Below are 25970 nucleotides of genomic sequence, written 5' to 3' on the forward strand. Positions count from 1 at the left end.
TGAAATCAAGGTGTTCAGACTATCGCCCCGCCGGCGCTCCTGTCCATGGGGAATTTCGCGTAGCCAGCGACGCTGCCCGCTGAAAAGCCGCCCGGCGTTGGTCCGGGCGGCTTCGTACATGGAGGTTGCCGTTTACTTCAAAACCCGCGGCTCGGCTTTCGTCTCGCCACCCGACTGACGTTCGAACATCCAGCCCGGATATTCGCGTGGCAGGGCGGAGACGGCGTTGAGGCGCTCCATCTCCTCGGCGGTGAACTCCACCGCCGTCGAGGCGATGTTGTCGTGGAGCTGCTCGACCCGCTTGGCGCCGACGATGACGCTGGTGACGACGGGCTGGTAGAGCAGCCAGGCAAGCGCGATCTGGGCGACAGAAACACCCTTGGCATTCGCGATCTCGCGCATCACGTCGATGACGGCAAAGCCGCGATCCTTGTCGACGGGCGGAAAGTCGAAATTGACGCGGCGACCGTTGTCGTCCGACTGGCTGTCGCGGTCATATTTGCCCGACAGGAAGCCGCCGGCCAGCGGCGACCAGACCATCAGCCCGACGCCCTCCGATTTCAGCATCGGCACGATCTCGCGCTCGAGGTCGCGGCCGGCAATGGTGTAATAGGCCTGCAGCGACTGGAACGAGGCAAGGCCCTTGCGTTCGGAAATACCGAGCGCCTTGGCGATCTGCCATGCCGCCCAGTTGGAGACGCCGACATAGCGGACGTGGCCATGGCGGACGAGGGTGTCGAGGGCTTCCAGCGTCTCTTCGATCGGCGTCTGGTTGTCGAAGCCGTGAAGCTGGTAGAGGTCGATATGGTCGGTCTGCAGCCGGGTGAGGCTCTTCTTGACCTGTTCCATGATGTGATAACGCGACGAACCGCGCGCATTCGGCCCGTCACCGACGCCGCCGAAGACCTTGGTGGCGATGACGATTTCGTCGCGGGGAACGTTGAGGTTCTTCAGCGCCTGGCCGGTGATTTCCTCCGACAGGCCGTCTGAATAGACATTGGCGGTGTCGATGAAATTGATGCCGGCATCGAGCGCGGAAGAGACGAGTTCATCGGAGGCTTTCTGGTCGAGTTCGCCGATGGCGGTCCAGAAGCCTTTGCCGCCGAAGGTCATGGTGCCGAGGCAGAGTTCAGAGACCTTGAGGCCGGAATTTCCAAGTCGATTGTAACGCAAGGGATGTTCCTTTCGCGTCTGCAGAATGCCGCAAATGAAGATGCGGATGCTCGTCATGCGGCAAAATGGATCAATGATGATTGGATTATAAATACTGGTTGGGTGTCCGATACCGAACACCACTTTTACGTGGGGTGTCGCGGGCACGCTTTCAAGAGTGGGCGCCGAATATGCGCTTCATCGCGGCCTTTGCAGTTCGGGACATTGTATTGCCGGTTCATTGGCATTAAGTCGGGAGGGAAGAACCCTGATTCCGGAGTTGCAGATGAACGACGAAGAAGACGACAAGAAGACCGAACTGCCCTTGGGCAAGGAAGCTGAAGCCAATCTGTTCAAGTCGCGGTCGATCTTCATCTACGGGCCGATCACCCAGGACCTGGCGCAGCGGGTGTGCTCGCAGCTCGTCGCGATGGCGGCGGTTTCCGATGAGGATATCCGCGTTTACGTCAACTCGCCGGGCGGGCACGTCGAATCCGGCGATTCCATCCATGACATGATCAAGTTCATCAAGCCGAAGGTGATCATCATCGGCTCCGGCTGGGTCGCCTCTGCCGGCGCGCTGATCTATGTGGCGGTTCCGAAGGAACAGCGCATCTGCCTGCCGAACACGCGCTTCCTGCTGCACCAGCCCTCCGGCGGCACCCGCGGCATGGCATCGGATATCGAGATCCAGGCCCGCGAGATCATCAAGATGAACCAGCGCCTGATCAAGATCTTCTCCGAGGCCACAGGCCAGCCGGAAGACAAGATCGCCAAGGATATCGATCGCGATTACTGGCTTTCCGCACAGGAGGCCATCGACTACGGCCTCGTTTCGCGGATCGTCACCAGCCAGGCTGACATCTGAGCGCATCTGACGTAACAAGGACGCCGGGCCAACTGCCCGGCGTTTTTGTTTTGACGGAGGGGATATGCTGAGGGCGTTTTCGGCACAGAGCCTGTTCATGGGTCTGCTGGTGGCCTTTGTCGGCTTTGCCAGCTCGTTTTCGGTCGTGCTGCAGGGACTTGAGGGCGTCGGCGCCAGTCATGCGCAGTCGGCATCGGGCCTGATGGCGCTTTCGATCGTCATGGGCCTTTCCGGCATCGCGATCTCCGCCGTGACCCGCATGCCGGTTTCCATCGCTTGGTCGACGCCAGGTGCGGCGCTCTTGGCGACGGCCGGTCCGCTTGGCGGCGGCTTTGCCGAAGCGGTCGGTGCCTTCATCCTCGCCAATGTGCTGATCGTGCTGGCTGGCATGCTGCGCCCGGTCGGGCGTGCCATCTCAGCCATTCCCTCACCGCTGGCGAACGCCATGCTCGCCGGCGTGCTGATCGGTCTCTGCTTCGCCCCGGTCGAGGCCGTGGCCTTCAACCCGCTGCTCGGCCTGCCGATCGTGCTGGCCTGGCTCGTTGTCGGTGCCTTCAACCGCTTGCTGGCTGTGCCGGCGGCACTCCTGGCCTTTCTCATCGTGCTGTTTTTCGGTGTCGATATCCCACCGGATGCCTGGCAGGGGCTTGGCGCGAGCGCTGTGCCGCGGCTGATCTGGGTGACGCCCGAGTTCAGCCTGCAGGCGGCGATCTCGATCGCGCTGCCGCTCTTCATCGTCACCATGGCCTCGCAGAACATTCCCGGCGTCGCGATCCTCAACATCAATGACTACCGGCCTTCCGCCGGTCGGATGTTCACGGTCACCGGCCTGTTCTCGCTTGCAGCCGCGCCCTTCGGCGGACACGGCGTCAATCTCGCCGCCATTACCGCTGCGATGTGCGCCGGGCCGGATGCGCATCCCGACCCGAAGCGGCGCTATTGGGCGGCAATCGTCGCCGGTGTGTTCTACATCGTCTTCGGGCTGCTGAGCGGCCTTATCGTGCTGCTCGTGTCGCTGGCACCGCCGGTGCTGATCGAGGCGGTGGCGGGGCTGGCGCTGATCGGGGCCTTTTCGGGCGCCGCCCTTGCCGCCTTCAAGGATGCGGATGCGCGCGAGGCCTCTGCGGCGACCTTCCTCGTTGCAGCCTCCGGCGTCGGCTTCTTCGGCATCTCCGGTGCCTTCTGGGGGCTTGCGACCGGACTGGCGATCTACGGCCTGAAGCGCGCCGTCGACGCCCGCCGCGCGAAGGCGCCATGAGGGGCGGATGTTTTCCGATTGCAATTTTCCGGGCAAGCGGCTATCAAACCGCCATGACCACGATTGCTGCACAGAACCCGGTTTCGATTTCGCGCGCTCCCGCGCCAGCCGTTCTGCGCGCCTCGCTCCTTCTTCTCGGCCTTATCCGCGGTTGCCGGGTCCTGTAAGGAGCGCCCGGCGGCCGGAAAGCCGCTCGGCACCAAGCGCTCCTTCATCCCACATATCGACGAAAACATGAGGACGGCAACGCCCGGATTGCGCTTTGAGAGCGACCGGCAGCCGAGGACAAGATGGACGTGAGAAACACCACCCCGAAGGGCATGCCGGCAGCGGCGAACAAGTATCAGCCCTATTCGCAGATCAACCTGACCGACCGGCAGTGGCCGTCGAAACGCATCGAGAAGGCACCGATCTGGTGTTCTGTCGATCTGCGCGATGGCAATCAGGCGCTGGTCGATCCGATGGGGCAGGACCGCAAGGCCCGCATGTTCCAGCTGCTGCTGGACATGGGCTTCAAGGAAATCGAGATCGGCTTTCCGTCGGCCTCGCAGACCGATTTCGACTTTGCCCGCTGGTGCGTCGAAAACGATCAGGTTGGCGACGATGTTTCCCTGCAGGTGCTGGTGCAGTGCCGGCCGGAACTGATCACCCGCACCTTTCAGTCGCTGGAAGGCGCGCGCCGCCCGATCGTGCATTTCTACAATTCCACCAGCGAACTGCAGCGTCGTGTCGTGTTCGGCAAGGACGTTGCCGGCATCAAGCAGATCGCCGTCGACGCGGCGAAGATGATCACCGACATGGCCGCCAAGGCCGGCGGCGGCTATCGCTTCGAATACTCGCCGGAGAGCTTTACCGGCACGGAGCTGGACGTGGCGCTCGAAGTCTGCAACGCCGTCATCGAAGAGGTGAAGCCGACCGCCGATAACAAGCTGATCATCAACCTGCCGTCGACCGTCGAGATGTCGACGCCGAACATCTATGCCGACCAGATCGAGTGGATGTGCCGCAATCTCGACAATCGCGAGAACCTGATCATCTCCGTCCATCCGCACAATGACCGTGGTACGGGCATCGCAGCGGCCGAACTCGGCGTCATGGCGGGCGCTGACCGCGTCGAAGGCACGCTGTTCGGCAATGGCGAGCGCACCGGCAATGTCGATATTGTCACGCTGGCGCTGAACATGTTCACGCAAGGGGTCGATCCGGAGCTGGATTGCTCCGACATCGAGCGCATGAAGGCCGTCTACGAATATTCGAACCAGATGGTGATCCCTGAACGTCATCCTTACGTCGGCGAACTGGTCTACACGGCGTTCTCCGGCTCCCACCAGGATGCGATCAACAAGGGCATGAAGGCGATCCGGATGGCCAACAAGCCGATCTGGGAAGTGCCCTATCTGCCGATCGATCCGCAGGATGTCGGGCGCACCTACGAGGCGATCATCCGCATCAACTCGCAGTCCGGCAAGGGCGGCATCGCCTATATCCTGCAGAGCGACCACGGCATCCATATGCCGCGCGGCCTGCAGGTCGCCTTCCGCGAACTGATCCAGAAGATCACCGACGAGGAGGGCCGCGAACTGCCTTCCAAACGGATCTACGACACCTTCATGGAGCATTATGTCGACCAGCCCGATGGCCGCATCAAGTTCATCGACCACCACACCTATCCGCAGGGGGAGGCTAAGGGCGTGCGCGTCGTCACCGCCGAGATCACGGACAGGGGCGAGAAAAAGCGGATCGACGCCAAGGGCAATGGCCCGGTCGACGGCTTCATCAACGCGCTGTCGGCCTATCTCGGCACCAAGCTCTCGGTTGCCGATTATTCCGAGCATTCGCTGAACCAGGGCTCGGATGCCAAGGCGATTGCCTATGTCGAGGTCGAGTATGATGGCGGCAGGATGTTCGGCGTCGGCATCAACACCAATATCGTCGCGGCATCCCTCGAGGCCATCGTCTCGGCCGCAAACCTGGTGCTGGCGGCGAAGGCGGGCTGAGGTCGTCAGTTCTGCATCATGTCGAAGCCGGGAGCGATGCGCTTCCGGCTTTTTTGCAGGGCCTAGAGTTTCAGATAGGCAGCCTGAGCGAGCTCCGGCATGTCGGCCTCGGAAGAGGGGCCGACGAGGGCGAACAGCGCGCGCTCACCCTGCCACCACGCGACAGTGAGGTTGTCGCGGATCGTTTCCTGGACTTCGCTCAACTGATGCTCTTCGGACACCGGCCGGGCCAGGATGAACACCGAAAGCAGGTCGCCGGAGGTGTTGCGATAGAAGAGTTCGACGCCAGGCAGGCGGTTGATGGCGACGATACGCGCGCCCTCGAAGATCTGGGTGGTACCCTCGAAGGATGGGACGGTCATTTCGAGGCCTGTCATGCGGCGCACAAGCTCCGCCACGGCGCCCTCGTCCTCGGGGCCGACATCGGTCATCGGCTGGAAGCTTTTGCCAAAGATCCGGTAATTGGAACAGATGTCGTCAATCCAGTCGTCGTTCTGGTCGACGCTAAGGGCGAGCGTGTTGAGCCCGCCCGGATCGCCGCTGCGCGAGAAGCTCATGCCGGCGGCGACGCCAATGCCGAGCAGGGTCAAACCAAGCAGGAACGGCAGCAGCGGCCGCCGGCGCAGTGAGGACAACCAGCCCGTCTTTCTGTTCTTGCTCTTGACCGCGATATCCATCTTGATCCTGAAAGGCATCCAATTCCGGCGGGATCGTTCCACGCCTGTGATCGCCTGGCGTCCCGCATTCCTGATGTGGCATGCCCCGTCGATCTGAAAGCCTGTCCGAATTCCGGGCCGGCAGGGATACCGCGCGCGATATTGCCTTCTCGAACCCTCGGAAACAAGGGGGCACAAGAACAGTTGCCCGGCTTTCAGCGTTTTATGCGCCTGGTTTTCCCGAAGGCTGCCCGTTGCTAGGTTTCCGTCAACTCTGGAACCGCTATCGCCAAAAAATGTGACCGATTGTTGCAAAATGTTGCGGCATGACTTGCGAAGAGGAACAGACCGAGGAAGAATGTGCGCCGGGGATTTAAAATGACCTGTTTTAGGTTTATAGGCGTGGGGGCTTAATCAGTTGAATGATCGTCTGCAAAATACGGGAACGTCATGACCGAGACCCTGCAAGGTGCCGCGGCGACAAGACAGGCTATCATCGATACCGCGCTCCGCCTGTTTGGCGAATACGGTTACAATGCTGTTTCGACCCGCAAGATCGCTGAACATGCGAATGCCAATATCGGCAGCATCGCCTATCACTTCGGTGGCAAGCCCGGACTGCTGCGCGCCTGCGCGCTCTATGTCATCGAGGCGGCGGAGGAAAGCCTCGGCAAGGGGATTCTCGATGCCATTCCTGACGACATGTTGCCCGAGGAGGCCCGCACCGACCTCATCCACACCGTGCTGTTGATGGTGACGCCCATCACCGGGCGCGACGACGCCGAGGCGATCTCGACCTTCATGATGCGGCATCTTGCTCAGCCGAGCGATGCCTTTGACCTGATCTATGATCAGTATCTGGCGCCGCTGCACAAGCACCTGCAGCAATTGCTGGCGCGAGCCGCCCATCGCGATCCGGAAAGCGAAGAGACGCGGGTGCTGACCTTCACGCTGCTCGGCCAGTCGATGTATTTCCGGCTGTGTCGCCATATCGTCCGGCGGTCGATGCATTGGGAGAGCTTCGGGCCGGCCGAGTGCTCGCAGGTGCGCGCCGCGCTGGAAATCAGCATCAATTCGCTGATCGATGCCTATGCGCTGGAGCCGGCAGCGTAGGAAAAGCGGAATTCGCTTTCCGGCTCGATGGCGCCGCTTTCGGCGCTGAGCGCATGGCGCCGGCAGTGCATTTCCCACTGACCGGGCTTGCCGGATACCGAAATCATGTTGAAGGCCGATGGCGGCTTCTTGCCGCCGGTGCCCTGGCCTGCCGCGGCAATGCCGATGACCGGTGTCTTGCCCTGCGGCGTCTCGATGAAATTCACCGTGTTGAGATGGGTGTGGCCGTGCAGGACGAGCTCGCAGCCGCCGGTAGAGATTGCCGCGCGGAAGCGGCGAATGCCGATCAGCCGCTTGTGGCGTGCGGCGGCATTTCTGACCGGCGGATGGTGGATCATCACGATGCGGAACAGCCCTTCTTCGCCGGCCTGTTTCAGGAGCTCGGCCGTTTTGCGCGCCTGCTTCCGCTCGAAGGTGCCGATGGCAAGAAATGGCGGGGAGGGCACAGCCGAAGAGCAGCCGATGATTGCGACCGGGCCGCGCCGGCGCAAATAGGGGAAGGCGATCGGCGCTTCGTCTTGCCCGGCGGCATCGTCGCCCAGCATGTAGTCATGCCAGGCCCGACAGACGCGGGCGTAGGCACCGCCGACATAGGCGTCATGATTGCCGGGAATGAGGGAAACCTCATGCGCCGGCCCCACGCTCTTCAGCCATTCCCCGGCGTTCTCGATCTCGGTCTTGGTCGCCAGGTTGACGAGGTCACCGGTGATCGCGAGGTGGTCGGGCGCCTCATCGGCAAGCGCCAGCAGCAGGTTCTCAAGCGTGTCCTTGCCGAGCTGCTTCTTGCGATTGCGTTGCCAGTTGAAGAAGCCGGTAATGCGCTTGGAGAAGAGCTCGCGTGGCGAGAGCTGCGGCAGTGGTCCGAGGTGAACGTCTGAAATATGCGCCAGTGTGAACATGAGCCACTCATAAACGGGCCGGCTTTCGGCCGCAAGCGACGTTTGTCCGTCGCCGCGGCCGAAGCGCGTTCAGATGCTCTCGCGCCCGTGGGGGGCGTCAAGATCGAGAAGCGGTCCCTTGGGCACGATGCCGGTCGGGTTGATGGTCTTGTGAGAGCTGTAATAATGGCGCTTGATGTGGTCGATATTGACCGTCTCGCTGACGCCCGGAACCTGGTACAGGTCGCGCAGATAACCCGAGAGATTGGGATAGTCGGCGATGCGGCGCAGATTGCACTTGAAGTGGCCGACATAGACCGGGTCGAAGCGCACCAATGTGGTGAAGAGCCGCCAGTCGGCTTCCGTCAGTTGGTCACCCATCAGGTAACGATTGCCCGCCAGCCGGTCTTCCAGCATATCGAGCGTCCCGAAGAGCTTGGTCACATGCTCCTCATAGGCGGCCTGCGTGGTCGCGAAGCCGGCCTTGTAGACGCCGTTGTTGACGTTGCTGTAAACGGTGGCGTTGATCTCGTCGATGCCTGCTCTCAGTGTCTCGGGATAGAAGTCCAGCGTATTGCCGGTGATCCCGTCGAAGGCGCTGTTGAACATGCGGATGATTTCGGCGGATTCGTTCGAAACGATCGTCTTCTGCTTCTTGTCCCAGAGCACCGGAACGGTCACGCGGCCGGTGTAATCGGGGTCCGCCTTCAGATAGACCTGCCAAAGGTAATCGGCGCCGTTGATCGGGTCGTTGGTGCCGCCGTCGCGGTTCTTGAATTCCCAGCCGTTTTCCAGCATCAGCGGGTCGACGATCGAAAGGCCGATCACGTCCTCAAGCCCCTTGAGCTTGCGGAAGATCAGCGTCCGGTGTGCCCAGGGGCAGGCCAGCGCGACATAGAGGTGGTAGCGGTCCTTCTCGGCGGCAAAGCCGCCTTCGCCGGTGGGGCCGGCACTGCCGTCAGCGGTCACCCAGTTCCTGAACTGCGAGCTTTCGCGTTTGAAGTGTCCGCCTGATTTCTTGGTGTCGTACCAGACGTCTTTCCAGACGCCGTCCACAAGCATGCCCATGGAACGCTCCTTTCAACTCCGTGTTTTCCCGTAAATACGGCGCTGGTCTGCTTTTGCCAGACCTCATTTGCTTGACAGTGTGTTGCGGATGCGCCGAAAGCTGCGCCTTTGTGGTGCTATCGTGCTGGACGGGCAGGATTTTTCCTGCTAGTGGCGATCGGGCATTGAAAACTGGAATTTGTCATGCGGGACCTGCGACGACGCTGAAGATCATCAAACCCGGAAGGATCACCCTCCGGCTGCTTTGTTTTCCTGCGTTTTCGATACAGGCATAAGACCATGACATCCGAACTGTGCTACTGCCCCGAGGCCCCCTCCCACGACAGCGAGATTGAGGACATCAACGCCGAGGCCTTCGGTCCCGGACGTTTTGCGCGTACGGCAAGCCGCATCCGCGAGCAGGGGCCGCACGACATGAACCTCTCCTTCGTCTGTCTGGATGCCGACCAGGTGATCGCTTCAGTGCGGATGACGCCGGTCTTTGCCGGCAAGGCGGAAGGCCACATGCTCGGCCCTCTGGCGGTGCGGCCTTCCTTCAAGAACCGGGGCATCGGCCGGCAACTGGTGCGCATCGCCGTCGACGCCGCGGAAAAGGCGGGCTCGGAGGTTGTGGTGCTTGTCGGCGACGCGCCCTATTACGGCCCTCTCGGTTTCAGGCCCATCATCCCGCCGACCCTTGAACTGCCGGGCCCGGTCGATCCGCGCCGGCTGCTCGCCGTGCCGCTCGTCGAAGGCGTCGAGGCAAATATGGTCGGCATGATGCGGTTCCGGGACTGTTTTTGAGCCATTCAGCGCGGCAAGCCGGTTTCTCTTCTGCCGGGAACCGCTTTAGCTCCGCCCTTCGCGCCACCAGGTGGCCGAAATCAGCGCCAGCAGAGCCGCAAGGCCGACGAGGCCGTTGAACAACGGCAGCGAGCGGATGCTTTCGAGCCTGGTGTCCGAGGTGGCGACGATCGGCATAGCCGCGCCGCCGCTGCGGCGCTGGGCTTCATCGATCACGCGGATCTGCGGTAGCCCGCCGCCTGCGACCCGGGCCACCACGCCGTCGGTTTCTTCGGCTAGCGGAGCCAGGGTTTCGGTCGTCGAGATCATCGCGCGGAATTCCGGAGCGTTCGGGTCGCCGATATTGACGAGGCGGCGCAGGTCGCCGTTCTCGACCGTGAACAGACCCATTTCGTCAACCGGCACTTCGGCGCGGAACAGTCCGGGCTCGACCTCCTGCAGCGTGACGCTGCGGCTTTTGCCGGACGGGAAGAGAACGGTTGCGGGGGTGGGGGCGTCCGCCATGGTCTGTCGGGTGATTTCCAGCGTTTCGCCGTCGGCCCGTGCCGTCAGCGCCTCTTCTTCCAGCGCCGGCTCCTTCATCAGCCAGTGGGCGATGCGGCGATAGAGCGGCACATAGGGACCGCCGCCTTCGAAGCCGCGAGCCCAGAGCCAGCCCTGGTCAGAGAGAAACTCCGCGACCCGCCCTTCGCCTTCACGCGAAAGCACCAGAAGCGGCGCGCCGTCCGCCGTCATCACGGTCTCGCCATTGGTGCTGCCGACGGGGATGGACCGGAACCAGCGGCCCCAGGCCGGCGGTGTCTGTCCGCCGCCCGGCAGATCGCGGGTGACGGGATGCTTTTCGCCTGTCTCTGATATCTCAGGATAGAAAGCGCCCTCGGCAAGGTCACCGGTCGGAATAGCGGGCAGCACGGCCGAGAGCGGCGTATCCGCGATCGATTCGGCACTGGCGATCTCCGGACCGGCCGCGACCAGAAGCGCGCCGCCATTCCTCACATATTGCGCGATGTTGTCGTAGTAGAGCAGCGGCAGCACGCCGCGGTTCTGGTAACGGTCGAAGATGATGAGGTCGAAGTCCTTGATCTTGTCGACGAACAGTTCGCGGGTTGGAAAGGCGATCAGCGAGAGTTCGTTGATCGGCGTGCCGTCCTGCTTTTCCGGCGGTCGCAGGATGGTGAAGTGCACAAGGTCCACCGAGGCGTCGGATTTCAGCAGGTTGCGCCAGGTCCGCTCGCCATTGTGCGGCGAACCCGAGACCAGCAGCACCCGCAGGTTCTCGCGGATGCCCTCGATCTCCTGTACGGCGCGGTTGTTCACCGTGGTCAGTTCGCCGTCGACCGGCGGCACGGAGAGTTCGATGATGTTCTCCCCACCGTTCGGGATATCGAAGACGTAGCGGGTCGGAAGACCGGGCTCGACCCGCATCTCGGCGACGACGGAGCCGTTCAGCCGCGCGGTGACCGTCACCGGCTGGTCGCTCGCCGGCATGTCGGCGCCCTCGTTGATGACGGTGAACTCGACGGGAAGGCTCTCGCCGACGAGGCCGAAACGCGGCGCCTCGTCGATCTCGATCCGGCGGTCATATTCATCGGGATCGCCGGTGATGAGGGCGTTGACGGGCACATTCGCCGGCAGGCCGGAGGCATCGTCCGGAATATCGTGGATCTCGCCATCGGTGATCAGGAAGGCAGCGCCAAGCCGGCTCGGCGGAACGTCGCGCACAGCCTCCGTCAAGGCAGCGAAGGCTCGGGTTTCGGCACTGCCGTTCTCGTTCGATGTCGTGATGTCGACCACGCGCGGCTCGATGCCCGGTTCCTCTGAAAGCCTGTCGGTCAGCGCAGCGAGCGCCGCATCGGTCTGGCCCTCGCGGTCGCCGGTGCGCTGGCTCTGGCTGCGGTCGACGATGATCGGAACAACCGTCGAAAGCGCCGAACGCTCCTCGCGGCTGACCGTCGGGTTGGCGATGGCGGCGACCAGAAGCAGGCCGGCAGCGGCGCGAAGCGTCGTCGCCCGCATCCGCGTCGCATAACCGAGGATCGCCGCCACGACGACGGCGGCGAGCGCGGCATAGACGAGAAAGTACGGCAGCAGCGGTGCGAAGGTCAGTTCCATTACTGGCCGAGCCTTTCCAGCAATGCCGGGATATGCACCTGGTCGGCCTTGTAGTTACCGGTGAGCATGTACATCACGATGTTGACGCCGGTGCGATAGGCAAGCTGGCGCTGGCGCTGGTTCTCCGGCACGGTCGGCAGCATCGGCGTGCTGTCCGGGTTGATCGCCCAGGCGCCGGCGAAGTCGTTGCCGGTGATCAGGATCGGCGAAACGCCGTCGCCGCCGCTGGTGATCGCGTCACCCGCCGCATCGCCCCGCGCCTCGACCCAGAGCGGCGAGCCATCATAGCGGCCGGGAAAATCGGAAAGCAGGTAGAACGACCGCGTCAGCACATGGCCCTCCGGCACCGGCTCGAGCGGCGGCACGTCTATCGTGTCGAGGATGGCGCGCAGGCGCTCGGTATTCGCGCTGACGGCGCCCTGGCCGAGCGGCGAATACTGGTCGCGGGTGTCGAACAGCACGGTGCCGCCATTGCGCATATAGGCCTCGATATTGGCAATCGCCGTTTCCGACGGCATCGGCGCCGAGGCCGAGATCGGCCAGTAGACCAGCGGATAGAAGGCAAGCTCGTCATTGGCTGGATCGACACCGATCGGATCGCCGGGTTCGAGTGCCGTGCGATAGGAGATGAAATCTGAAAGCCCCTTCAGCCCGCGTTCCGAAATCCGGTCGACATCTGCCTCGCCGGTGACGACATAGGCGAGATGGGTCTCGTAGAGCAGTTCGGTGATCTCGGCATCGGTCATGGCCGCCCGCGCCTCGCCGGGCATCGTTCCAAGCGGCAGGGCGAGTGCTGCGGCGAGAATGAAGGGCACGGCCACCCGGCGGGGTTGCAGGCGCGTAAAGGCCCCGTTGATCGCCAGAATGATGATCCCGTCGATGAGCAGCAGCACCAGTGCCGCTGCCAGCAGGAATGGCTTCAGGCTGAAGGGCTTCTCCCCGCCCACAGGCAGTGACCGGGCCGAAAGCGCGCTGGCGTCGAGCGCTGCGAGGGTATCGCCCGGACGAAACAGATTGAGCGCGACGAAGCCATCGGCCGAGCCGTAGAGGCCGGGCGGATTCTCGTGCGTGGCAGCGGGGTGGTCTCCCGATGCAAGCGGCTTTGCCCCTGCGGTCTCACCGGTGAGAACGCCATTGGCGGTGAGCAGCCGGTAGGGTGGCAGCAGCGAGCCCGCGCCATCGCCTCCGTCCACCGCGCTCGCCCGCGACAGGTTGACGACCCGGCGCAGCATCTCGACGAAATAGCCCGAGATCGGCAGGTTCGACCAGTCGGGGTCGGCTGAGGTGTGGAACAGAACGATGCGGCCTTCGCCGAGCGTGCCTTCCGTGACCAGCGGCGTGCCGTCGGCAAGGCTTGCCCAGGTATGGTCGGCCAGTGTCGGTGCGGGCTCGGCCAGCACCTGCCGGGTCACGGTGATATCGTCGGGAACGGGCAGGCCGTAGAACGGACTGTCGGGCGTGAACGGGGCCAGGGGCTGCGGCTCGCTCCAGCTCATCGCGCCACCGAAGGCACGGGCGCCGGAACGCAGCCGGACCGGCAGCAGGCTGTCCTCGCCATCGGCGGCGGCAAGCCGGGGGCCGGCGAAACGGATGAGCGTGCCGCCATCCTCGACGAAGGTCTGCAGCGCGGCATGCGCCTCGTCCGGGAGCGTTCCGACATCGCTCAGGATCACGACGGAGGGCTTCTGCTCCAGGACCGCTGCGATTTCCTCAGGGATTGTCGCGGCGTTGCTGGCGGTGAGGTCGGCGTAGGGCGCGAGTGCCTGTCTCAGGTAATAGTCGCCATTCAGCAGCGGCTGGGCGTCGTTGCCGGCATCTCCCGCGACGAGAGCGACCCGGCGCCGGCGAAAGGCGTCGTCGACGAGATGGACGGCGCCAGCATTGGCCTCGCCATCGATCGCAAGCCGGGCGAAATCGTTACGCACCTCGAAGGGGGCGCGGAGTTCCGCGGCGGCAGCGTCGCTTCCGGCGGCGAAGATGAGCGGTGTCGTGGCGATCAGGCGCCCCTCCATGTCGTAGGCGTCAATGGTCAGCGTCTGTTCCGCCGTGCTCGATGCGCGCGTCGCCGATATCCGGGTGGCATCCGCATCGTTTTCCGCGCCGGTCAGGGCGGCCGGCCGGTCGTCGGCAGCACTCAGCAGAGCGACATCGCGGGCGCCCGAGGTTCCGAGCAGGTCGAATGCCGCCTCGTCGTCCGGCCCGGCGAGATCATCGGTGATGTAGGCAAGCGTGCCGGGCGCATTATCGGCAAAGCCCTGCGAAAGCGCCTCCGCGGCCGCCAGCCGGTCGGGCTTCAGCGGAAGGGGCGTGGCGGCGGCAAGCTGCTCGGCTGCCTCGCTCGCCGAAAGCGGCGTCGCGTCATTGGTGGCGTCAGCCGTGAAGGCGAGCATCACCGGCAGGTCGGCGCGGCCGGCGGCATCGATCAGCGCTTCGGCGGCGCGGGTGCGTTCGTCCCAGTCCTCGGCGCTTGCCCAGCCATTGTCGATGAGAAGCGCCAGTGGACCATCGGTGGAGATCGTCGTGCGCTCCGGGTTCAGCACCGGATTGGCAATCGCGAGGATGACCAGGGCGGCGAGCGTCATTCGGAGCAGCGTCAGCCACCACGGGCTGCGCGCCGGCGTCTCGTCGCGCCGGGCAAGCCGGAGCAGGATCGCAAGCGGCGGAAAGACCTCGCGCTTCGGCCGTGGCGGAGTCAGTTTCAGAAGCCACCAGATTGCCGGCAGGGCGACGAGGGCGGCGAGCACCCAGGGGCTGAGGAAGGCGAAGGCGCCGATCATGCGCGTCCTCCCGCATCACCGGAAAGCCGCATGTGGATGGCGGTCAGCGCCTCCGACGCAGGTCTGTCGGTATGGTGGGTAAAGAAGGTCCAGCCCGAGGTGCGGGCGCGTTCGGCAAGGATCCGCCGCCGCTCGGCATATTGCGAAAGGTAGGCTTCCTTCAGGCTCTCGGCCCGGCCAAGCGTGAGCTCCTGTCCGGTTTCGGGGTCAAAAAAGGCTGTGCGGCCGCTATAGGGAAAGCTTTCCTCGGCAGGGTCGGCGATCTCGACGAGGTGAGCGCGCAGACCGCGTTCGGCAAGCGGTGCCAGCCGTTCGAAGATCGCGTCCGGCGCATCGAGGAAGTCGCCCATGACGATGAGCTCGGACGGGCCGCGCATCATCCGCGTTTCCGGCAGCGGTGCTTCGGTGACGCCCGCCAGCGCATGGGCGAGCCTCTCGGCACCATTGCGGTTCGACACCGGCTCCATCAGGCCCGGAAAGCCGACGCGCTCGCCGGAGCGTAGCAGCGTCTCGGCCAGTGCGAGCGTCAGCACCAGCGCCCGCTGTTCCTTTGAAACCGGCGCGAGCTCGGAGCGGAAATGCATCGAAGGCGTCAGGTCGGCAAACAGCCACACGGTGTGGGCAGCTTCCCACTCCATGTCGCGGACATAGGTATGGTCGTCGCGGGCCGAACGGCGCCAGTCGATGCGCAGCATGGATTCGCCCTGGGCATAGGGCCGGAACTGCCAGAAATTCTCACCCGGCCCGCGCCGACGCCTGCCGTGCCAGCCGGCAATCACCGTGTTGGCGATGCGCCGTGCCTCGATCAGGCAATCGGGCAGCAGGGCGGCGCGCCGCTTGGCTTCGGTGAGCGCCGAAGTCCGGGCGGTTGGCGGTGTACTCTGACCAATGGAAGCCAATGGCGATCCTGCCCCTCGGCTATCAGTTGAAATCGCGGGCGGCGATGGAGGCGATGACGTCGCTGACCGTCATGCCCTCGGCGCGGGCGGCGAACGTCAGCGCCATGCGATGCTGCAGAACCGGGTTTGCCAGCGCCCGGATGTCGTCGACGGAGGGCGCGAGCCGTCCCTCGTAGAGCGCGCGGGCGCGGGCCGTCAGCATCAGGGCCTGGCCGGCGCGCGGACCGGGGCCCCAGGCGACATTGCGGTCTGTGTCCTCATGTCCTTCGCCGGGGCGGGCGGCGCGCACCAGATCGAGGATGGCTTCCAGCACGGTCTCGCTGACCGGCATCTTCCGGATGAGCTGCTGGATTTCCATCAGCCGTTCGGCGGTGATGACCGGGCTCGCGTGCTCTTCGGCGGCGCCCGTCGTCTCCAGAAGGATGCGGCGTTCGGCGGCCTTGTCGGGATAACCCACATTGACCTGCAGCAGGAAGCGGTCGAGCTGGGCTTCTGGAAGCGGATAGGTGCCCTCCTGTTCCAGCGGGTTCTGGGTTGCGAGCACATGGAAGGGGCGCGGCAGTTCGTAGTGCTGGCCGGCAATGGTGACCGCATATTCCTGCATCGATTGCAGCAGCGCCGACTGCGTGCGCGGCGAGGCGCGGTTGATCTCGTCGGCCATCAGAAGCTGGGCGAAGACCGGGCCCTTGATGAAGCGGAACGAGCGGCGGCCCGCCTCGCTTTCCTCCAGAACTTCGGAGCCCAGAATGTCGGAGGGCATCAGATCCGGCGTGAACTGGATGCGATTGGCATCAAGCCCGAGCACGGTGCCGAGCGTGGTGACAAGCTTGGTCTTCGCCAGGCCCGGCACACCGACCAGCAGCGCGTGGCCGCCGGAGAGGATGGCGAGCAGCACATTCTCGACGACGCTCTCCTGGCCATAGATGACCTTGGAGACTTCCTCGCGCACCCGGCCGATATCCTCGAGCGCCTTTTCGGCCTCGGCGACGATATCTGTGGCGGTGTTTGGCTCCATCAGACCCATTCGACTGTCTCCACGGCTTTGGAAAGTGATGCTGTGAAAAGGATAATCACCTGCTGGCGGCTGACAAGCCGCTTTCAAATGACTATTTCGAGAGCAATGGATAATCGACCGGAAACTGGGACGGAAAAATGACGGATGCCGGGAAAATGGCAACGACGGACGCGGCAGGACTGGCCGCCGCCATCGCGCGCCAATTCGACGGCGGCGATGCCGGCGCCCGCGGGCCAGCGCCGGTGGAACGCTGGAATCCGCCGTTTTGCGGGGATATCGACATGGAAATCCGCCGCGACGGATCGTGGTTTTATGGCGGCACGCCGATCGGCAGGCCGGCGCTGGTGCGGCTGTTCTCGACCGTGCTGCGCCGCGACGAAGACGGCCGCACCTATCTCGTCACACCGGTGGAAAAGGTCGGTATCCGGGTCGAGGATGCGCCGTTTCTGGCTGTCGGCATGGAAAAGAGTGGCCCTGAAGAGGCGCCGGTCATCACCGTGCGCACGAATCTCGGCGATGTGGCGACCATCGATTCCAGTCATCTGCTGCGATTCGATACCGATGATGGGCTGAAGCCCTATGTGCTGATCCGCGGCCGGCTGGAGGCACTGTTTTCCCGTGCGCTCACCTATGATCTGATGGCGCTCGGCGAGACGGCGGAGATTGCCGGCGAGGACATGTTCGTCATCCGCTCTTCCGGCGAAACCTTCCCGGTCATGCCGATGGCGAAGCTGGAGGCGTTGTCTTGAACGCGCCGCTTTCACCTTATGCCGCCGGCGCCTTCCGTGACCGCGCGCTCAGTCAGCGCGGCCGGCCGGAGGCGGAAGCCTGGCGCGACCATGGCGATCATGCGCTGAACCCGGACCTTTTCGCCTATTATGAAGATCTCGACATGCGGGCGGCGGCGGTGCTGGTGCCGGTGGTCGACTATGGCAGCGAGGCACGGGTGATCTTCACCCGGCGTGCGACAAAGCTCCGCAAGCATTCGGGGCAGATCGCCTTTCCGGGTGGTTCCATCGACCCCGATGACCGCTCGCCCGAAGATGCCGCGTTGCGCGAGAGCGAGGAAGAGATCGGCCTCGACCGTGGCTTTGTCGAACCGGTGGCGCGGCTGCCGGTCTATCTCGCCGGCACGGGGTTTCGCATCACCCCGGTGCTTTCGGTGGTGCGCCCCGGCTTTTCGCTGACGCTCAATGCCGACGAGGTCGATGTCGCCTTCGAAGTGCCGCTGGCTTACCTCATGAACCCGAACAATCACGTGCGCAAAAGCGCCATGCTCGGCGAGAGGCTCAGGAACTACTACGAAATTAACTATGGCGAATACCGGATCTGGGGGATTACCGCCGGCATCGTCAGAACGATATACGAAAGGCTTTACGCGTGAAGACGGTTGCGGAACAGGATTGGTTCAAGGACGCCCGGCTCGCCAAGGTTCTGGCTGTCCTCAACGGCGATGGCGGCGAGACGCGCGTGGTCGGCGGCGCCGTGCGCAATTCCCTGATGGGCATGGCCGTCGGCGATATCGACATGGCCTCGACCCTCCTGCCGGAGGCTGTTTCCGCGCGGGCCAAGGCCGCCGGCATGAAGCCGGTTCCGACCGGCATCGAGCACGGTACGGTGACGGTCGTCTGCGATGGCAAGCCGTTCGAGGTGACGACGCTTCGGGCCGATGTCGAGACCTTCGGCCGACATGCGACGGTGCGTTTCGGCACGGACTGGGCGGAAGACGCCGCCCGGCGCGACCTTACGATCAACGCACTCTATGCCGATGCCGAGGGCAATGTCATCGACCTTGTCGACGGGCTGCCGGATGTCGAGACCAAGACCGTGCGCTTCATCGGCGAGGCCGAGACCCGCATTGCGGAAGACTATCTCCGCATTCTCCGTTTCTTCCGCTTCTTCGCCTGGTATGGCAGCGGACGGCCGGATGCGGCAGGATTGAAGGCGGCAACACGGCTGCGCGACGGGCTGAAGACGCTTTCCGCCGAACGCGTCTGGAGCGAACTCAAGAAGCTGCTGTCGGCCCCCGATCCGTCGCGGGCGCTGCTCTGGATGCGCCAGACCGGGATCTTGACCATCATCGTCCCGGAAACGGAAAAATGGGGCATCGATGCCGCTCCGGGCCTGATCGACGCCGAAAGGGCGCTTGGCTGGCCGGCCGATCCGATGCTGCGGCTTGCCGCGATCGTGCCGCCGGACGAAAGGCGGCTTTCGGAGCTCGCACGCCGCCTGAAACTTTCCAATGCCGAACGCGACCAGATGCTGGCCTTTGCTGCAGCGCCGGCCATTCCGGCGAGCGGCCGGGCGCTGTCGCGCCTTCTCTATCGTCACGGACGGACGGGCCTTTCGATGCGGTTGAAACTGGCGCTTGCGACCGCTCGCGCCAAGGCATCCGCAGGCGATCTCGAAGCAGCGGCCGAGGCCGGGCGGCTCTCCAAACTCGTGGCTCTCGCGGAAGACTGGACAAGGCCCGAAATGCCCCTCGGCGGCGGCGACATCGTCGCTTCTGGCGTGCCCGCTGGTCCGGAGGTCGGAACGTTGCTGGCAGCACTGGAAGACTGGTGGATCGCCGGCGATTTCGCGGCAGATCGCGCCGCGCTCGAAGCAAGGCTTGCTGCGATCAGGGCGGACAGGTGAGGCAGATATGAAAATGCCCGGACATGGTCCGGGCACTGCTTGGCTTTCAAGATCGACTTAACGATCATGGGCGGCGTCAGACGTTTTCCTCGTCCTTGACGCGTTCCTTGATGTTGTCGACCATGTTTTCCCGAATGATGGTCTCGCCATGGGCGGTACGCATATGCTCCACCGCGCGGCGGACGACTTCCGCCTGGTCTTCGGCACGGGCATGCCAGGTGCATCCGGGAACGAGTGTGCCGCAATCAAAACGTTTCATGGTTTCCTCCTTTGTTGTCGTCGTTCCCTGTAAAACGCCTGGTACCGCGATTTGTTCGCGCAAAAGGCTTGGGAACGGATTTTGCGGAGGCCGCCGGAGGGGGAATGCTAGGCCGGCGGCATCCGCTTCATGCCGGGCTCATGCGCACCGATTTCAGTGCTGAGCCCAGGCCTCGAAAACCGCCGAAGATTCGCATGGGCGGCCATGCTGGCTTGCCATGTGGGCGGCATAATCGCTGTCATCGGTCACCGCGACCTTCTGCGGTCTCGGTTTCTGCTGTTTTGCCGATTCAGCTTTGTGTTCGGTAGTCTTGATCTTGTCTGCCATGGTCCTGCTCCTCCCGAGCAAGTTTGCGTTACAAGTCTACATTCCGACATGGTCAGTAGACCCCTTTCCTGCAAGGCGAACAAGGCATTTCTTTGATAAAAAATTAACTGTAACGATGTAGTTTAAGGCCATCTTGCGACAGGCGGCATCGAGGACAGGATTGCCTCTATATTTCCGCCGGTCTTGAGCCCGAAAACAGTGCCGCGGTCATACAGCAGATTGAATTCGACATAGCGGCCGCGACGCACCAATTGCTCGTCGCGTTCTTCCGAAGACCACTCGTGATTGAAGTTGCTGCGCACCAGCCGCGGGTAGATCAGGTTGAAGGCGCGACCGACATCCTGAACGAAGGCGAAGTCCGCGTCCGGCCCGCCCTTTTCGTCCGGCGAATGCTGCCAGTCGAAGAAGATGCCACCAATGCCGCGCGCCTCCTTGCGGTGCGGCAGGTAGAAATATTCGTCGCACCACTTTTTCAGCTTCTGATAGTCGACGACGGCCTGATGGCGGTTGCAGGCGATTTCCATGGCGCGGTGGAACAGGATCGTGTCCGGGTCCTCCTGCCGGCGCCTGCGGTTCAGAACCGGCGTCAGATCGGCGCCGCCGCCGAACCACCAGCTCTTGGTGACGATCATGCGGGTGTTCATGTGCACGGCCGGCACGTTCGGGTTCACCGGATGGGCAATCAGGGAAATACCGCTCGCCCAGTAGCGTGTGCCGGTTTCGGTCCCGGGCATCGACTTCGCGAATTCCTCGGAGAACTCGCCCTCGACCGTCGATGTGTGCACGCCGACCTTTTCGAAGACGCGGCCGTGCATCACCGACATGCGTCCGCCGCCTTCGCCATTCTCGCGGCTCCAGTCCTTTGCCTCGAACCGGCCGGGTTCGAGATCGCTGAGCGGGCCGGTCAGTTCCTTCTCCAGCGTTTCGAAGCCGCTGCAGATCGTGTCGCGCAGGCTTTCGAACCAGGCGCGCGCGGCGCTCTTGCGGGCCTCGATATCGTCGGGAAGCCCTTCGGGCAATTGCGGCCGTTCCATTGTCGCTCCGTAAGCAGTTTCTTTTTGGCGCCAGCGGTTCTGCCGCGAAGCACCTGATTTGACTCGCAAACCTTGAAGGGGAATCTTATCTTCTTTGGAAACTGAAGGATAGCGCAATGGCCAATGTTCCAAAGCCACCTTCGATGGAAGGGCTGAAGCGGCGCATCAGGAACCATCGCCTGGAACAAGCGCGCGGTGACGGTTTCGTGCGCGAACGCTTTTGTCTGACGCGTGAGGATGCTAGGGCCAAGGCGCGCGAATGGTTCGACAGCTATCCGAAGGCGGCCTACTGGACCGAGGTGGAGAGCTGGCGGGTTGTCGATGACGGCCGGATCGAATTCACCATGCGCAGGCTGTCCACCGCCGACTGAGCCTATTCGAGGCCGGTAAAACCGCCGGTCTGGCGCAGCGCCTCGCCGGCGATCATCCCCACAGAAATTGCAAGGTTCAGCGAGCGCGTTTCCGGCCGCATCGGAATGCGGACGCGGTGGTTCGCCGTCTCGTGGACGTGATCCGGCACGCCGGCGCTTTCGCGGCCGAACAACAGGACATCGTTTTCGGCGAAGGCAAAGCCTGTATAGGCGACACTGGCCTTGGTCGAGGCGAGCACCAGACGCCGTCCGCTGTCCGCCCGCCAGCGCTCGAAGGCTTCCCAGTCGACATGGCGGGTCATGGTGGTCTTGGCGATATAGTCCATGCCGGCGCGTCGGAGATTGCTGTCCGACAGCGCAAAGCCTGCCGGCTCGATGATGTCGACGGAAAGGCCGAGGCAGGCGGCGAGCCGGAGGATGGTTCCGGTATTGCCGGCAATGTCGGGCTGGTAAAGGGCGATGCGGAGGTTCATCCGGCTTCCTTAACGGGTGCACGGCAGCGCCTCAAGTCAAAGCACACCCAGAAGCCTCCACCACAGGAAATCGAGCGGCAGCAGCACGAGGAAGGTGATGACGGTCAGCGGTACGGTGATTTTCAGCAGTGCCGAGACGGGCTGCCGCGCCACCTGCATGCCCACCATCAGCGGCGCCGACTGGTAGGGGAAGAACACGGTCGAGAAGCCGATCACCTGCGTCATCAGCACGGCGAACAGGCTGAGGCCGGTGAGGTCGGAAAGTTCGCCCGCCATCGGCGTCAGCACCGCCGGCACGCCGGGCAGGGTGGTGAAGATGCCGGTGATGAAGGCCATGGCCGACAGCGACACGAAATTGAGGAAATCGGCACCAGGGCTGAGCGGCAGGATATGCTCCATGCCGTGGGCGATGACCGCACCAAGGCCGGTGGCATTGACGAGCGCGCCGACGGCGAGGATGCCGGCCATGAACAGCAGCACGCCGAAATTCACCGTCTTGTCGAATTCGGCCTGTCCGACCGGGCCGATACCCGGCCAGATCAGCGCGATCGAGGCGCAGATGCCGACCCAGGCCGGATTGACGCCGTGAAACGTATCCGTCATCCAGAAACCGAGCGTGATGACCAACACGGCGATCACATACCATTGCCGCCAGCCGAGTCGCGGCGTCGTTTCATCCGTTCCGTCGCTTTCCGCAGGGCGCGGTGCATCGGGAAACAGCCACACAATCAGCGCGACCATGATGATGCTCTTGAGCAGGCCCAGGATCGGGAAATGCAGCAGTGTGTATTCCGCGTAGGTCAGGTCGAAATTGTAGATGGTCTGGGCGGCGCCGGTCAGCACGAGGTTCGGCACGTTCGAGGGCAGGATGGTGAAGCCCGGGACGTGGCAGGCGAGTGTTGTGGCGATCGCAACGGCGGTCCGTCCCTTCGTGCCTTCGCCGTAGCCGATCCGGTCTGCGAGCGCCATGGCAAGCGGCGACAGCAGGAAGAACCGGCCGAGAGATGACGGCATCACGAAGGTCAGGACCATGGCAATGGCGAACAGGCCGGAGATGACGAGGGCGTGGCTGTGCGCAATGTGGATACCGAGGCCGGCGAGGCGGGTGCTGAGACCCGATCCGCGCACCGCTGCCGCAATCACGAAGCCCGAAAACACCAGCCACATCGCCGAGGAATAAAAGCCCGAAAACACCACCATCGGCGGCGCCAGCTTCAGCACCAGCGTCACCGCCATGAAGATCAGGCTGGCGAGATAGGCGGGCACGAGGCCGGTCGCCCAGAGGCTGAGCGTGACGAGCACGATGCCGAGGGTCCGCGCCTGCTCGGGCGTCATCACAGACTGGGGAATGACGGCGAGCGCCACAGCGACGACGACGAGGACAGCGACAAGCAGTTTTTTGAAGGACATGCAGGATACGTTCGGTTGTTTCTGGCTGAAATACATCCTAAGGGAGGATTCGTCGATACGGAATTGCTACATCATGTCAAACGATATCGTTTTTCTGTCACAAGTGCCGGATGACGAGGGGCCGGGGTCCGTTCTCGATCCGACCCGTCCTTTGACAGTGCGTGCGCAAAGCTGGCGGGCAGGTGACAAGGCCCGGCCAGCCCACAGCCATCCCCGCGGCCAGCTTCTCTGGCCCGTATCGGGCATCCTGCTGGTGCGCTCGGGCGAGAGCCGCTGGCTGGTGCCGCCGAGCCACGCCGTCTGGATTCCCGGCGATATCGTCCACGAGGTGCTGATCGAGACGGACGTGACCGCAAGCTTCATCTATGTCGATCCGTCCGTCCCGCAGGTGAGGGGCGCAGGTTGCGAAGTGCTGCACATGACGCCGCTGATGCGCCAGCTCATCCTGCGCTTCCGGGCGCTTGCGGATGACGGCATTGCAGACGATCGCCTGCAGCGTCTCGCCTTCGTCATCATCGATGAACTGTCGACCCTGCCGACGGCACCCCTCAGCCTGCCGGCCGGCGAGGATGCGCGGCTGAAGCGGGTGACGGCGCTGCTTCTGGCCCGGCCGGAAGACCGCTCGGGGCTTGAGGCGCTGGCGCGGTTTGCCGGCGCTGGCCCGCGCACGCTGGAGCGTCTGTTCCTGCGCGAGACCGGCCTCAGCTTTTCCGAATGGCGCAACCGGCTGCGGTTGATGGAGGCGGTCAATCACCTGAGCCGCGGCAAGAGCAGCGCCGAAATTGCCGGCCTGCTGGGCTACAGCAGCCCGAGCGCTTTCGTCGCCGCCTTCCGCCGCTCATTGGGCATGCCGCCGCAATCTTATCTGCGTGACGGTGTCAGCGCGGTGGACCGCCCGAACGACGATTGAGATAGGTGGCAAGCCAGACGATCTCGGCCTCGACCTCGCCGAACCTGTCATCCTTTTCGCGGCCCTCGGGTTTTGGCGCCGCTCCGCCATTCCTGACAAAGTCGGAAATGGCTGCGACCGCGGCGATCGCACGGTTGGCGCGCGCCTCGTTGGGCGGCGGATCGCCCAGGCGGCGACCCTCGGCATAGGCGGCAGTGGACCCGCAAAGCCGTTCGGCGCTGGCGACGGCCGGGAACCAGGATGCCGCCTCGCGACCCGCCGGCGGCGGCTCGGCGATCAGGCGCTCGAGCGTTGTCCTTAGGTCCGACAGCGACCGGAACGCGGCGAACTCGCGCTCGGCAAGGTTCTTCCGCAGTGGTATCAGCGCTTCCTTGTCGGTGGGCAGGGGTGCCGTCGCCGCCCGTAGGAACGTCGCCACATGTTCGAGCGCTGCCGTAAAGGCGGTGGTGATGCCGGCTTCCTGCGATCGTGGCCAGATCAGATAGCCGAAGACGAGCGCGATGCCGGAACCGAGCAGGGTGTCGTAAAGCCGCTGCAGGCCATAATCAGAGACCGCGCCCGGCGCCACGAGATCGATCATCAGCAGGATCACCGGCGTCAGCAGGGTCACCATTGCCGCATAGCTGCGCAGGCCAAGGAAGGGCAGGGTGGCGGCCAGCGCCATGATGATCGGAATGTAGGCGATCCCCTTCGGCACCACCGCGGCAATGGCGATCGCGACCAGCACGCCGGCAACCGTTCCGATGCTGCGATGGATCGCGCGCAGGAACACCGAGCCGAAATCCGGTTTCAGCACCAGCGCCACCGTCAGGGGCAGCCAGTAATTGTGATCGCCGGTGACCCACTGTGTCACCGCCACGCCGATGCCGACGCTGAGCGACAGCCTGAGCGCGGCAATGATGACCGCACGGCCAAGCGTCAGCCTGCGCGCGAGGTGGGTGAAGAGACCGGCAGAGAAGATGCCTTGGCCCTCGGGTGGCTCCGCCGTCGCCGTTGCGGCGGGCGCCGTTCTCCAGAGCGTCGCGACGAGACGTTCGGTGAGGTAGAGTGCTTCGCCCTCGGCGCCCTCAGGCGCGGGCGGCGGCGGGGCATGCCTCTGATAGGCATCGGCGATGGTATCGAGCCGGGCGGCTGCCGCCTCCAGCGCTTCGCCACGCCGCGAGATCAGCGTCACTTGCAGCTGGTTGATGAGCGAGAGCGCCTCGGCGCTGCGCTGCGTGGCGCGGGTGCGGGCGCGCCCGTGGCTGCGCTTCTCGATCAGGGCGGCATAGGCGCCCTTGGTCGCGTCGGTCACCTTGCGGCGAGCGACGATCATCAACGCCCGGGTTTCCGGCGTCACGTCGCGGCCGACGGCGTCGGAGGCGCGGGCGAGTTCGGCAAGCCCGGTGATGAGATCGGCGATCATGCGCCGCTCCGGCCTGTCCTTGTCGAAGAGCGCGCCGACGCCGAGCATGACGGCGACGAAGCCGGCGCCGATCAGAACATTGGTGAACACCAGCCAGACGGGCAGCCCGTGAGGCGCGTGGCTGGTGACGATCGCCAGCACCAGCATGTGCATGGCGCCGAGCGAGAAGGCGGCGCCATAGCCGGAAATGAGCCCCGAGACCAGCGCCACCGCCATCAGCATGGCGAGCGTCGCGACACCGTGGCCACCCACGAGCGGGCCGATGAGCGTGCCGGTCGCGCCAATGGTGGCGGAGATGGCAAGCTGGCGAAAGCGTTCCGGATAGGGATCGAGGCGCACGGACACGGCAGATAGGAACGCGCCAAGCGCAACGAACAGCATCGCGTCCTTGTGTCCCGTCATCTCGCCGATGAGAAGCGGCAGGCCGGTGCCGAGCGAGAGGCGGATCGCGTGCCGCCACGGCCTGTAGGGCGAGGCCTTGAGCAGCGCCAGATTGTGAAACCACCGGGTTGCCGGATTCATGCCGTCTCCACCTTGTCGCGCTTTTCTGCCACGCCTGACGTGCGCC

24 protein-coding genes are annotated in these 25970 nt (G+C 64.0%); 10 read left to right on the forward strand and 14 right to left on the reverse strand.

The features are described from left to right. Positions 1–132: 132 nt before the first annotated feature. The gene (locus tag TM49_RS10235; RefSeq protein WP_045685102.1) at positions 133–1173 is read right to left on the reverse strand and encodes an aldo/keto reductase; all 1041 of its coding nucleotides are present in this window, start codon (positions 1171–1173) and stop codon (positions 133–135) included. Positions 1174–1438: 265 nt separating this feature from the next. On the opposite strand from TM49_RS10235, the gene TM49_RS10240 reads away from it, so the two are divergent. The 3 genes from TM49_RS10240 (at position 1439) to leuA (ending at position 5275) form a co-directional block, all read left to right on the forward strand. After that, positions 1439–2020: an ATP-dependent Clp protease proteolytic subunit gene (locus tag TM49_RS10240; protein WP_045681036.1), complete on the forward strand. Its 582-nt coding sequence runs from the start codon at positions 1439–1441 to the stop codon at positions 2018–2020. A 64-nt stretch (positions 2021–2084) separates the two neighbouring features. Beyond that, entirely contained in the window at positions 2085–3278 is a 1194-nt protein-coding gene (locus TM49_RS10245; RefSeq protein WP_045681038.1) for a benzoate/H(+) symporter BenE family transporter, read from the forward strand. A gap of 290 nt (positions 3279–3568) precedes the next feature. Then, complete coding sequence (leuA, locus tag TM49_RS10250; RefSeq protein WP_045681041.1) at positions 3569–5275, forward strand: 2-isopropylmalate synthase; 1707 nt, start codon at positions 3569–3571, stop codon at positions 5273–5275. A gap of 62 nt (positions 5276–5337) precedes the next feature. Here leuA and TM49_RS10255 read toward each other — a convergent pair whose 3' ends face one another. Continuing rightward, positions 5338–5970 carry a hypothetical protein gene (locus TM49_RS10255; protein WP_045681044.1) on the reverse strand — a complete coding sequence of 211 codons (633 nt, stop codon included), beginning with the start codon at positions 5968–5970 and terminating at the stop codon, positions 5338–5340. A 411-nt stretch (positions 5971–6381) separates the two neighbouring features. Here TM49_RS10255 and TM49_RS10260 point away from each other — a divergent pair, with 411 nt between their 5' ends. Further along, a complete protein-coding gene (locus TM49_RS10260) occupies positions 6382–7044 on the forward strand; it encodes a CerR family C-terminal domain-containing protein (protein WP_045681046.1) in 663 nt (220 codons plus the stop codon). On the opposite strand, the gene TM49_RS10265 is transcribed toward TM49_RS10260, so the two are convergent. Next, positions 7020–7943 (reverse strand): metallophosphoesterase family protein, encoded by a 924-nt coding sequence (locus tag TM49_RS10265; protein WP_045681048.1) that lies wholly within the window; start codon positions 7941–7943, stop codon positions 7020–7022. The two genes, TM49_RS10260 and TM49_RS10265, sit on opposite strands and share 25 nt — an antisense overlap. Positions 7944–8012: 69 nt before the next feature. Next, the gene (locus TM49_RS10270) at positions 8013–8990 is read right to left on the reverse strand and encodes a glutathione S-transferase family protein (RefSeq protein WP_045681050.1); all 978 of its coding nucleotides are present in this window, start codon (positions 8988–8990) and stop codon (positions 8013–8015) included. Positions 8991–9269: 279 nt separating this feature from the next. Here TM49_RS10270 and TM49_RS10275 point away from each other — a divergent pair, with 279 nt between their 5' ends. After that, the gene (locus TM49_RS10275) at positions 9270–9773 is read left to right on the forward strand and encodes a GNAT family N-acetyltransferase (RefSeq protein WP_045681052.1); all 504 of its coding nucleotides are present in this window, start codon (positions 9270–9272) and stop codon (positions 9771–9773) included. Between the two features lie 45 nt (positions 9774–9818). Here TM49_RS10275 and TM49_RS10280 read toward each other — a convergent pair whose 3' ends face one another. Genes TM49_RS10280 through TM49_RS10295 form a run of 4 tightly spaced genes read right to left on the reverse strand, consistent with a single transcriptional unit; the run spans position 9819 to position 16585 of the window. Beyond that, entirely contained in the window at positions 9819–11885 is a 2067-nt protein-coding gene (locus TM49_RS10280; RefSeq protein ID WP_045681054.1) for a membrane protein, read from the reverse strand. Further along, a complete protein-coding gene (locus tag TM49_RS10285; protein WP_045681056.1) occupies positions 11885–14662 on the reverse strand; it encodes a DUF4159 domain-containing protein in 2778 nt (925 codons plus the stop codon). Before TM49_RS10285 ends, TM49_RS10280 begins: the two co-directional genes overlap by 1 nt. Further along, positions 14659–15561: a DUF58 domain-containing protein gene (locus TM49_RS10290; RefSeq protein ID WP_045681058.1), complete on the reverse strand. Its 903-nt coding sequence runs from the start codon at positions 15559–15561 to the stop codon at positions 14659–14661. The genes TM49_RS10285 and TM49_RS10290 overlap by 4 nt, the downstream gene beginning before the upstream one ends. 22 nt (positions 15562–15583) lie before the next feature. Next, complete coding sequence (locus tag TM49_RS10295) at positions 15584–16585, reverse strand: AAA family ATPase (RefSeq protein WP_045681059.1); 1002 nt, start codon at positions 16583–16585, stop codon at positions 15584–15586. Between the two features lie 128 nt (positions 16586–16713). Between TM49_RS10295 and TM49_RS10300 the strand changes: the two genes are divergently transcribed. The 3 genes from TM49_RS10300 to TM49_RS10310 are packed head-to-tail and all read left to right on the forward strand — an operon-like array spanning position 16714 to position 19213. After that, positions 16714–17325 carry a DUF1285 domain-containing protein gene (locus tag TM49_RS10300; RefSeq protein WP_045681062.1) on the forward strand — a complete coding sequence of 204 codons (612 nt, stop codon included), beginning with the start codon at positions 16714–16716 and terminating at the stop codon, positions 17323–17325. After that, positions 17322–17960 (forward strand): NUDIX hydrolase, encoded by a 639-nt coding sequence (locus tag TM49_RS10305; protein WP_045681064.1) that lies wholly within the window; start codon positions 17322–17324, stop codon positions 17958–17960. Before TM49_RS10300 ends, TM49_RS10305 begins: the two co-directional genes overlap by 4 nt. Then, a complete protein-coding gene (locus TM49_RS10310; RefSeq protein WP_045681066.1) occupies positions 17957–19213 on the forward strand; it encodes a CCA tRNA nucleotidyltransferase in 1257 nt (418 codons plus the stop codon). The genes TM49_RS10305 and TM49_RS10310 overlap by 4 nt, the downstream gene beginning before the upstream one ends. 76 nt (positions 19214–19289) lie before the next feature. On the opposite strand, the gene TM49_RS10315 is transcribed toward TM49_RS10310, so the two are convergent. The 3 genes from TM49_RS10315 to hemF all read right to left on the reverse strand — a co-directional run bounded on the left by TM49_RS10315 (position 19290) and on the right by hemF (position 20833). After that, a complete protein-coding gene (locus TM49_RS10315) occupies positions 19290–19472 on the reverse strand; it encodes a DUF1059 domain-containing protein (RefSeq protein ID WP_045681067.1) in 183 nt (60 codons plus the stop codon). Positions 19473–19625: 153 nt separating this feature from the next. Further along, positions 19626–19799, reverse strand: coding sequence for a hypothetical protein (locus TM49_RS23640; protein ID WP_158498623.1), 174 nt, complete (start codon positions 19797–19799; stop codon positions 19626–19628). A 122-nt stretch (positions 19800–19921) separates the two neighbouring features. Continuing rightward, positions 19922–20833 carry an oxygen-dependent coproporphyrinogen oxidase gene (gene hemF / locus TM49_RS10320; protein WP_045681068.1) on the reverse strand — a complete coding sequence of 304 codons (912 nt, stop codon included), beginning with the start codon at positions 20831–20833 and terminating at the stop codon, positions 19922–19924. Between the two features lie 116 nt (positions 20834–20949). Between hemF and TM49_RS10325 the strand changes: the two genes are divergently transcribed. Further along, positions 20950–21204, forward strand: a complete 255-nt coding sequence (locus TM49_RS10325; RefSeq protein WP_045681069.1) for a hypothetical protein — start codon at positions 20950–20952, stop codon at positions 21202–21204. Between the two features lie 2 nt (positions 21205–21206). Here TM49_RS10325 and TM49_RS10330 read toward each other — a convergent pair whose 3' ends face one another. After that, positions 21207–21677, reverse strand: a complete 471-nt coding sequence (locus TM49_RS10330) for a tRNA (cytidine(34)-2'-O)-methyltransferase (RefSeq protein WP_045681070.1) — start codon at positions 21675–21677, stop codon at positions 21207–21209. A 36-nt stretch (positions 21678–21713) separates the two neighbouring features. Next, entirely contained in the window at positions 21714–23087 is a 1374-nt protein-coding gene (locus tag TM49_RS10335; RefSeq protein WP_045681071.1) for an SLC13 family permease, read from the reverse strand. Positions 23088–23160: 73 nt separating this feature from the next. On the opposite strand from TM49_RS10335, the gene TM49_RS10340 reads away from it, so the two are divergent. Further along, the gene (locus tag TM49_RS10340; protein ID WP_045681072.1) at positions 23161–23997 is read left to right on the forward strand and encodes an AraC family transcriptional regulator; all 837 of its coding nucleotides are present in this window, start codon (positions 23161–23163) and stop codon (positions 23995–23997) included. On the opposite strand, the gene TM49_RS10345 is transcribed toward TM49_RS10340, so the two are convergent. Continuing rightward, complete coding sequence (locus TM49_RS10345) at positions 23966–25924, reverse strand: FUSC family protein (RefSeq protein ID WP_045681073.1); 1959 nt, start codon at positions 25922–25924, stop codon at positions 23966–23968. The two genes, TM49_RS10340 and TM49_RS10345, sit on opposite strands and share 32 nt — an antisense overlap. Positions 25925–25970: the final 46 nt, after the last annotated feature.

The sequence above is a fragment of the Martelella endophytica genome (assembly GCF_000960975.1).
Classification (GTDB): domain Bacteria; phylum Pseudomonadota; class Alphaproteobacteria; order Rhizobiales; family Rhizobiaceae; genus Martelella; species Martelella endophytica.

Bases quoted from the DNA above. Each gene is read 5' to 3' on its own strand.
- TM49_RS10270 (WP_045681050.1), bottom strand. From the start codon at position 8,990: ATGGGCATGCTTGTGGACGGCGTCTGGAAAGACGTCTGGTACGACACC.
- TM49_RS10275 (WP_045681052.1), top strand. From the start codon at position 9,270: ATGACATCCGAACTGTGCTACTGCCCCGAGGCCCCCTCCCACGACAGC.
- hemF (WP_045681068.1), bottom strand. From the start codon at position 20,833: ATGGAACGGCCGCAATTGCCCGAAGGGCTTCCCGACGATATCGAGGCC.
- TM49_RS10295 (WP_045681059.1), bottom strand. From the start codon at position 16,585: ATGGGTCTGATGGAGCCAAACACCGCCACAGATATCGTCGCCGAGGCC.
- TM49_RS10315 (WP_045681067.1), bottom strand. From the start codon at position 19,472: ATGAAACGTTTTGATTGCGGCACACTCGTTCCCGGATGCACCTGGCAT.
- TM49_RS10335 (WP_045681071.1), bottom strand. From the start codon at position 23,087: ATGTCCTTCAAAAAACTGCTTGTCGCTGTCCTCGTCGTCGTCGCTGTG.
- TM49_RS10265 (WP_045681048.1), bottom strand. From the start codon at position 7,943: ATGTTCACACTGGCGCATATTTCAGACGTTCACCTCGGACCACTGCCG.
- TM49_RS10260 (WP_045681046.1), top strand. From the start codon at position 6,382: ATGACCGAGACCCTGCAAGGTGCCGCGGCGACAAGACAGGCTATCATC.
- TM49_RS10255 (WP_045681044.1), bottom strand. From the start codon at position 5,970: ATGCCTTTCAGGATCAAGATGGATATCGCGGTCAAGAGCAAGAACAGA.
- TM49_RS10340 (WP_045681072.1), top strand. From the start codon at position 23,161: ATGTCAAACGATATCGTTTTTCTGTCACAAGTGCCGGATGACGAGGGG.
- leuA (WP_045681041.1), top strand. From the start codon at position 3,569: ATGGACGTGAGAAACACCACCCCGAAGGGCATGCCGGCAGCGGCGAAC.
- TM49_RS23640 (WP_158498623.1), bottom strand. From the start codon at position 19,799: ATGGCAGACAAGATCAAGACTACCGAACACAAAGCTGAATCGGCAAAA.
- TM49_RS10280 (WP_045681054.1), bottom strand. From the start codon at position 11,885: ATGGAACTGACCTTCGCACCGCTGCTGCCGTACTTTCTCGTCTATGCC.
- TM49_RS10240 (WP_045681036.1), top strand. From the start codon at position 1,439: ATGAACGACGAAGAAGACGACAAGAAGACCGAACTGCCCTTGGGCAAG.
- TM49_RS10285 (WP_045681056.1), bottom strand. From the start codon at position 14,662: ATGATCGGCGCCTTCGCCTTCCTCAGCCCCTGGGTGCTCGCCGCCCTC.
- TM49_RS10325 (WP_045681069.1), top strand. From the start codon at position 20,950: ATGGCCAATGTTCCAAAGCCACCTTCGATGGAAGGGCTGAAGCGGCGC.
- TM49_RS10330 (WP_045681070.1), bottom strand. From the start codon at position 21,677: ATGAACCTCCGCATCGCCCTTTACCAGCCCGACATTGCCGGCAATACC.
- TM49_RS10300 (WP_045681062.1), top strand. From the start codon at position 16,714: ATGACGGATGCCGGGAAAATGGCAACGACGGACGCGGCAGGACTGGCC.
- TM49_RS10345 (WP_045681073.1), bottom strand. From the start codon at position 25,924: ATGAATCCGGCAACCCGGTGGTTTCACAATCTGGCGCTGCTCAAGGCC.
- TM49_RS10245 (WP_045681038.1), top strand. From the start codon at position 2,085: ATGCTGAGGGCGTTTTCGGCACAGAGCCTGTTCATGGGTCTGCTGGTG.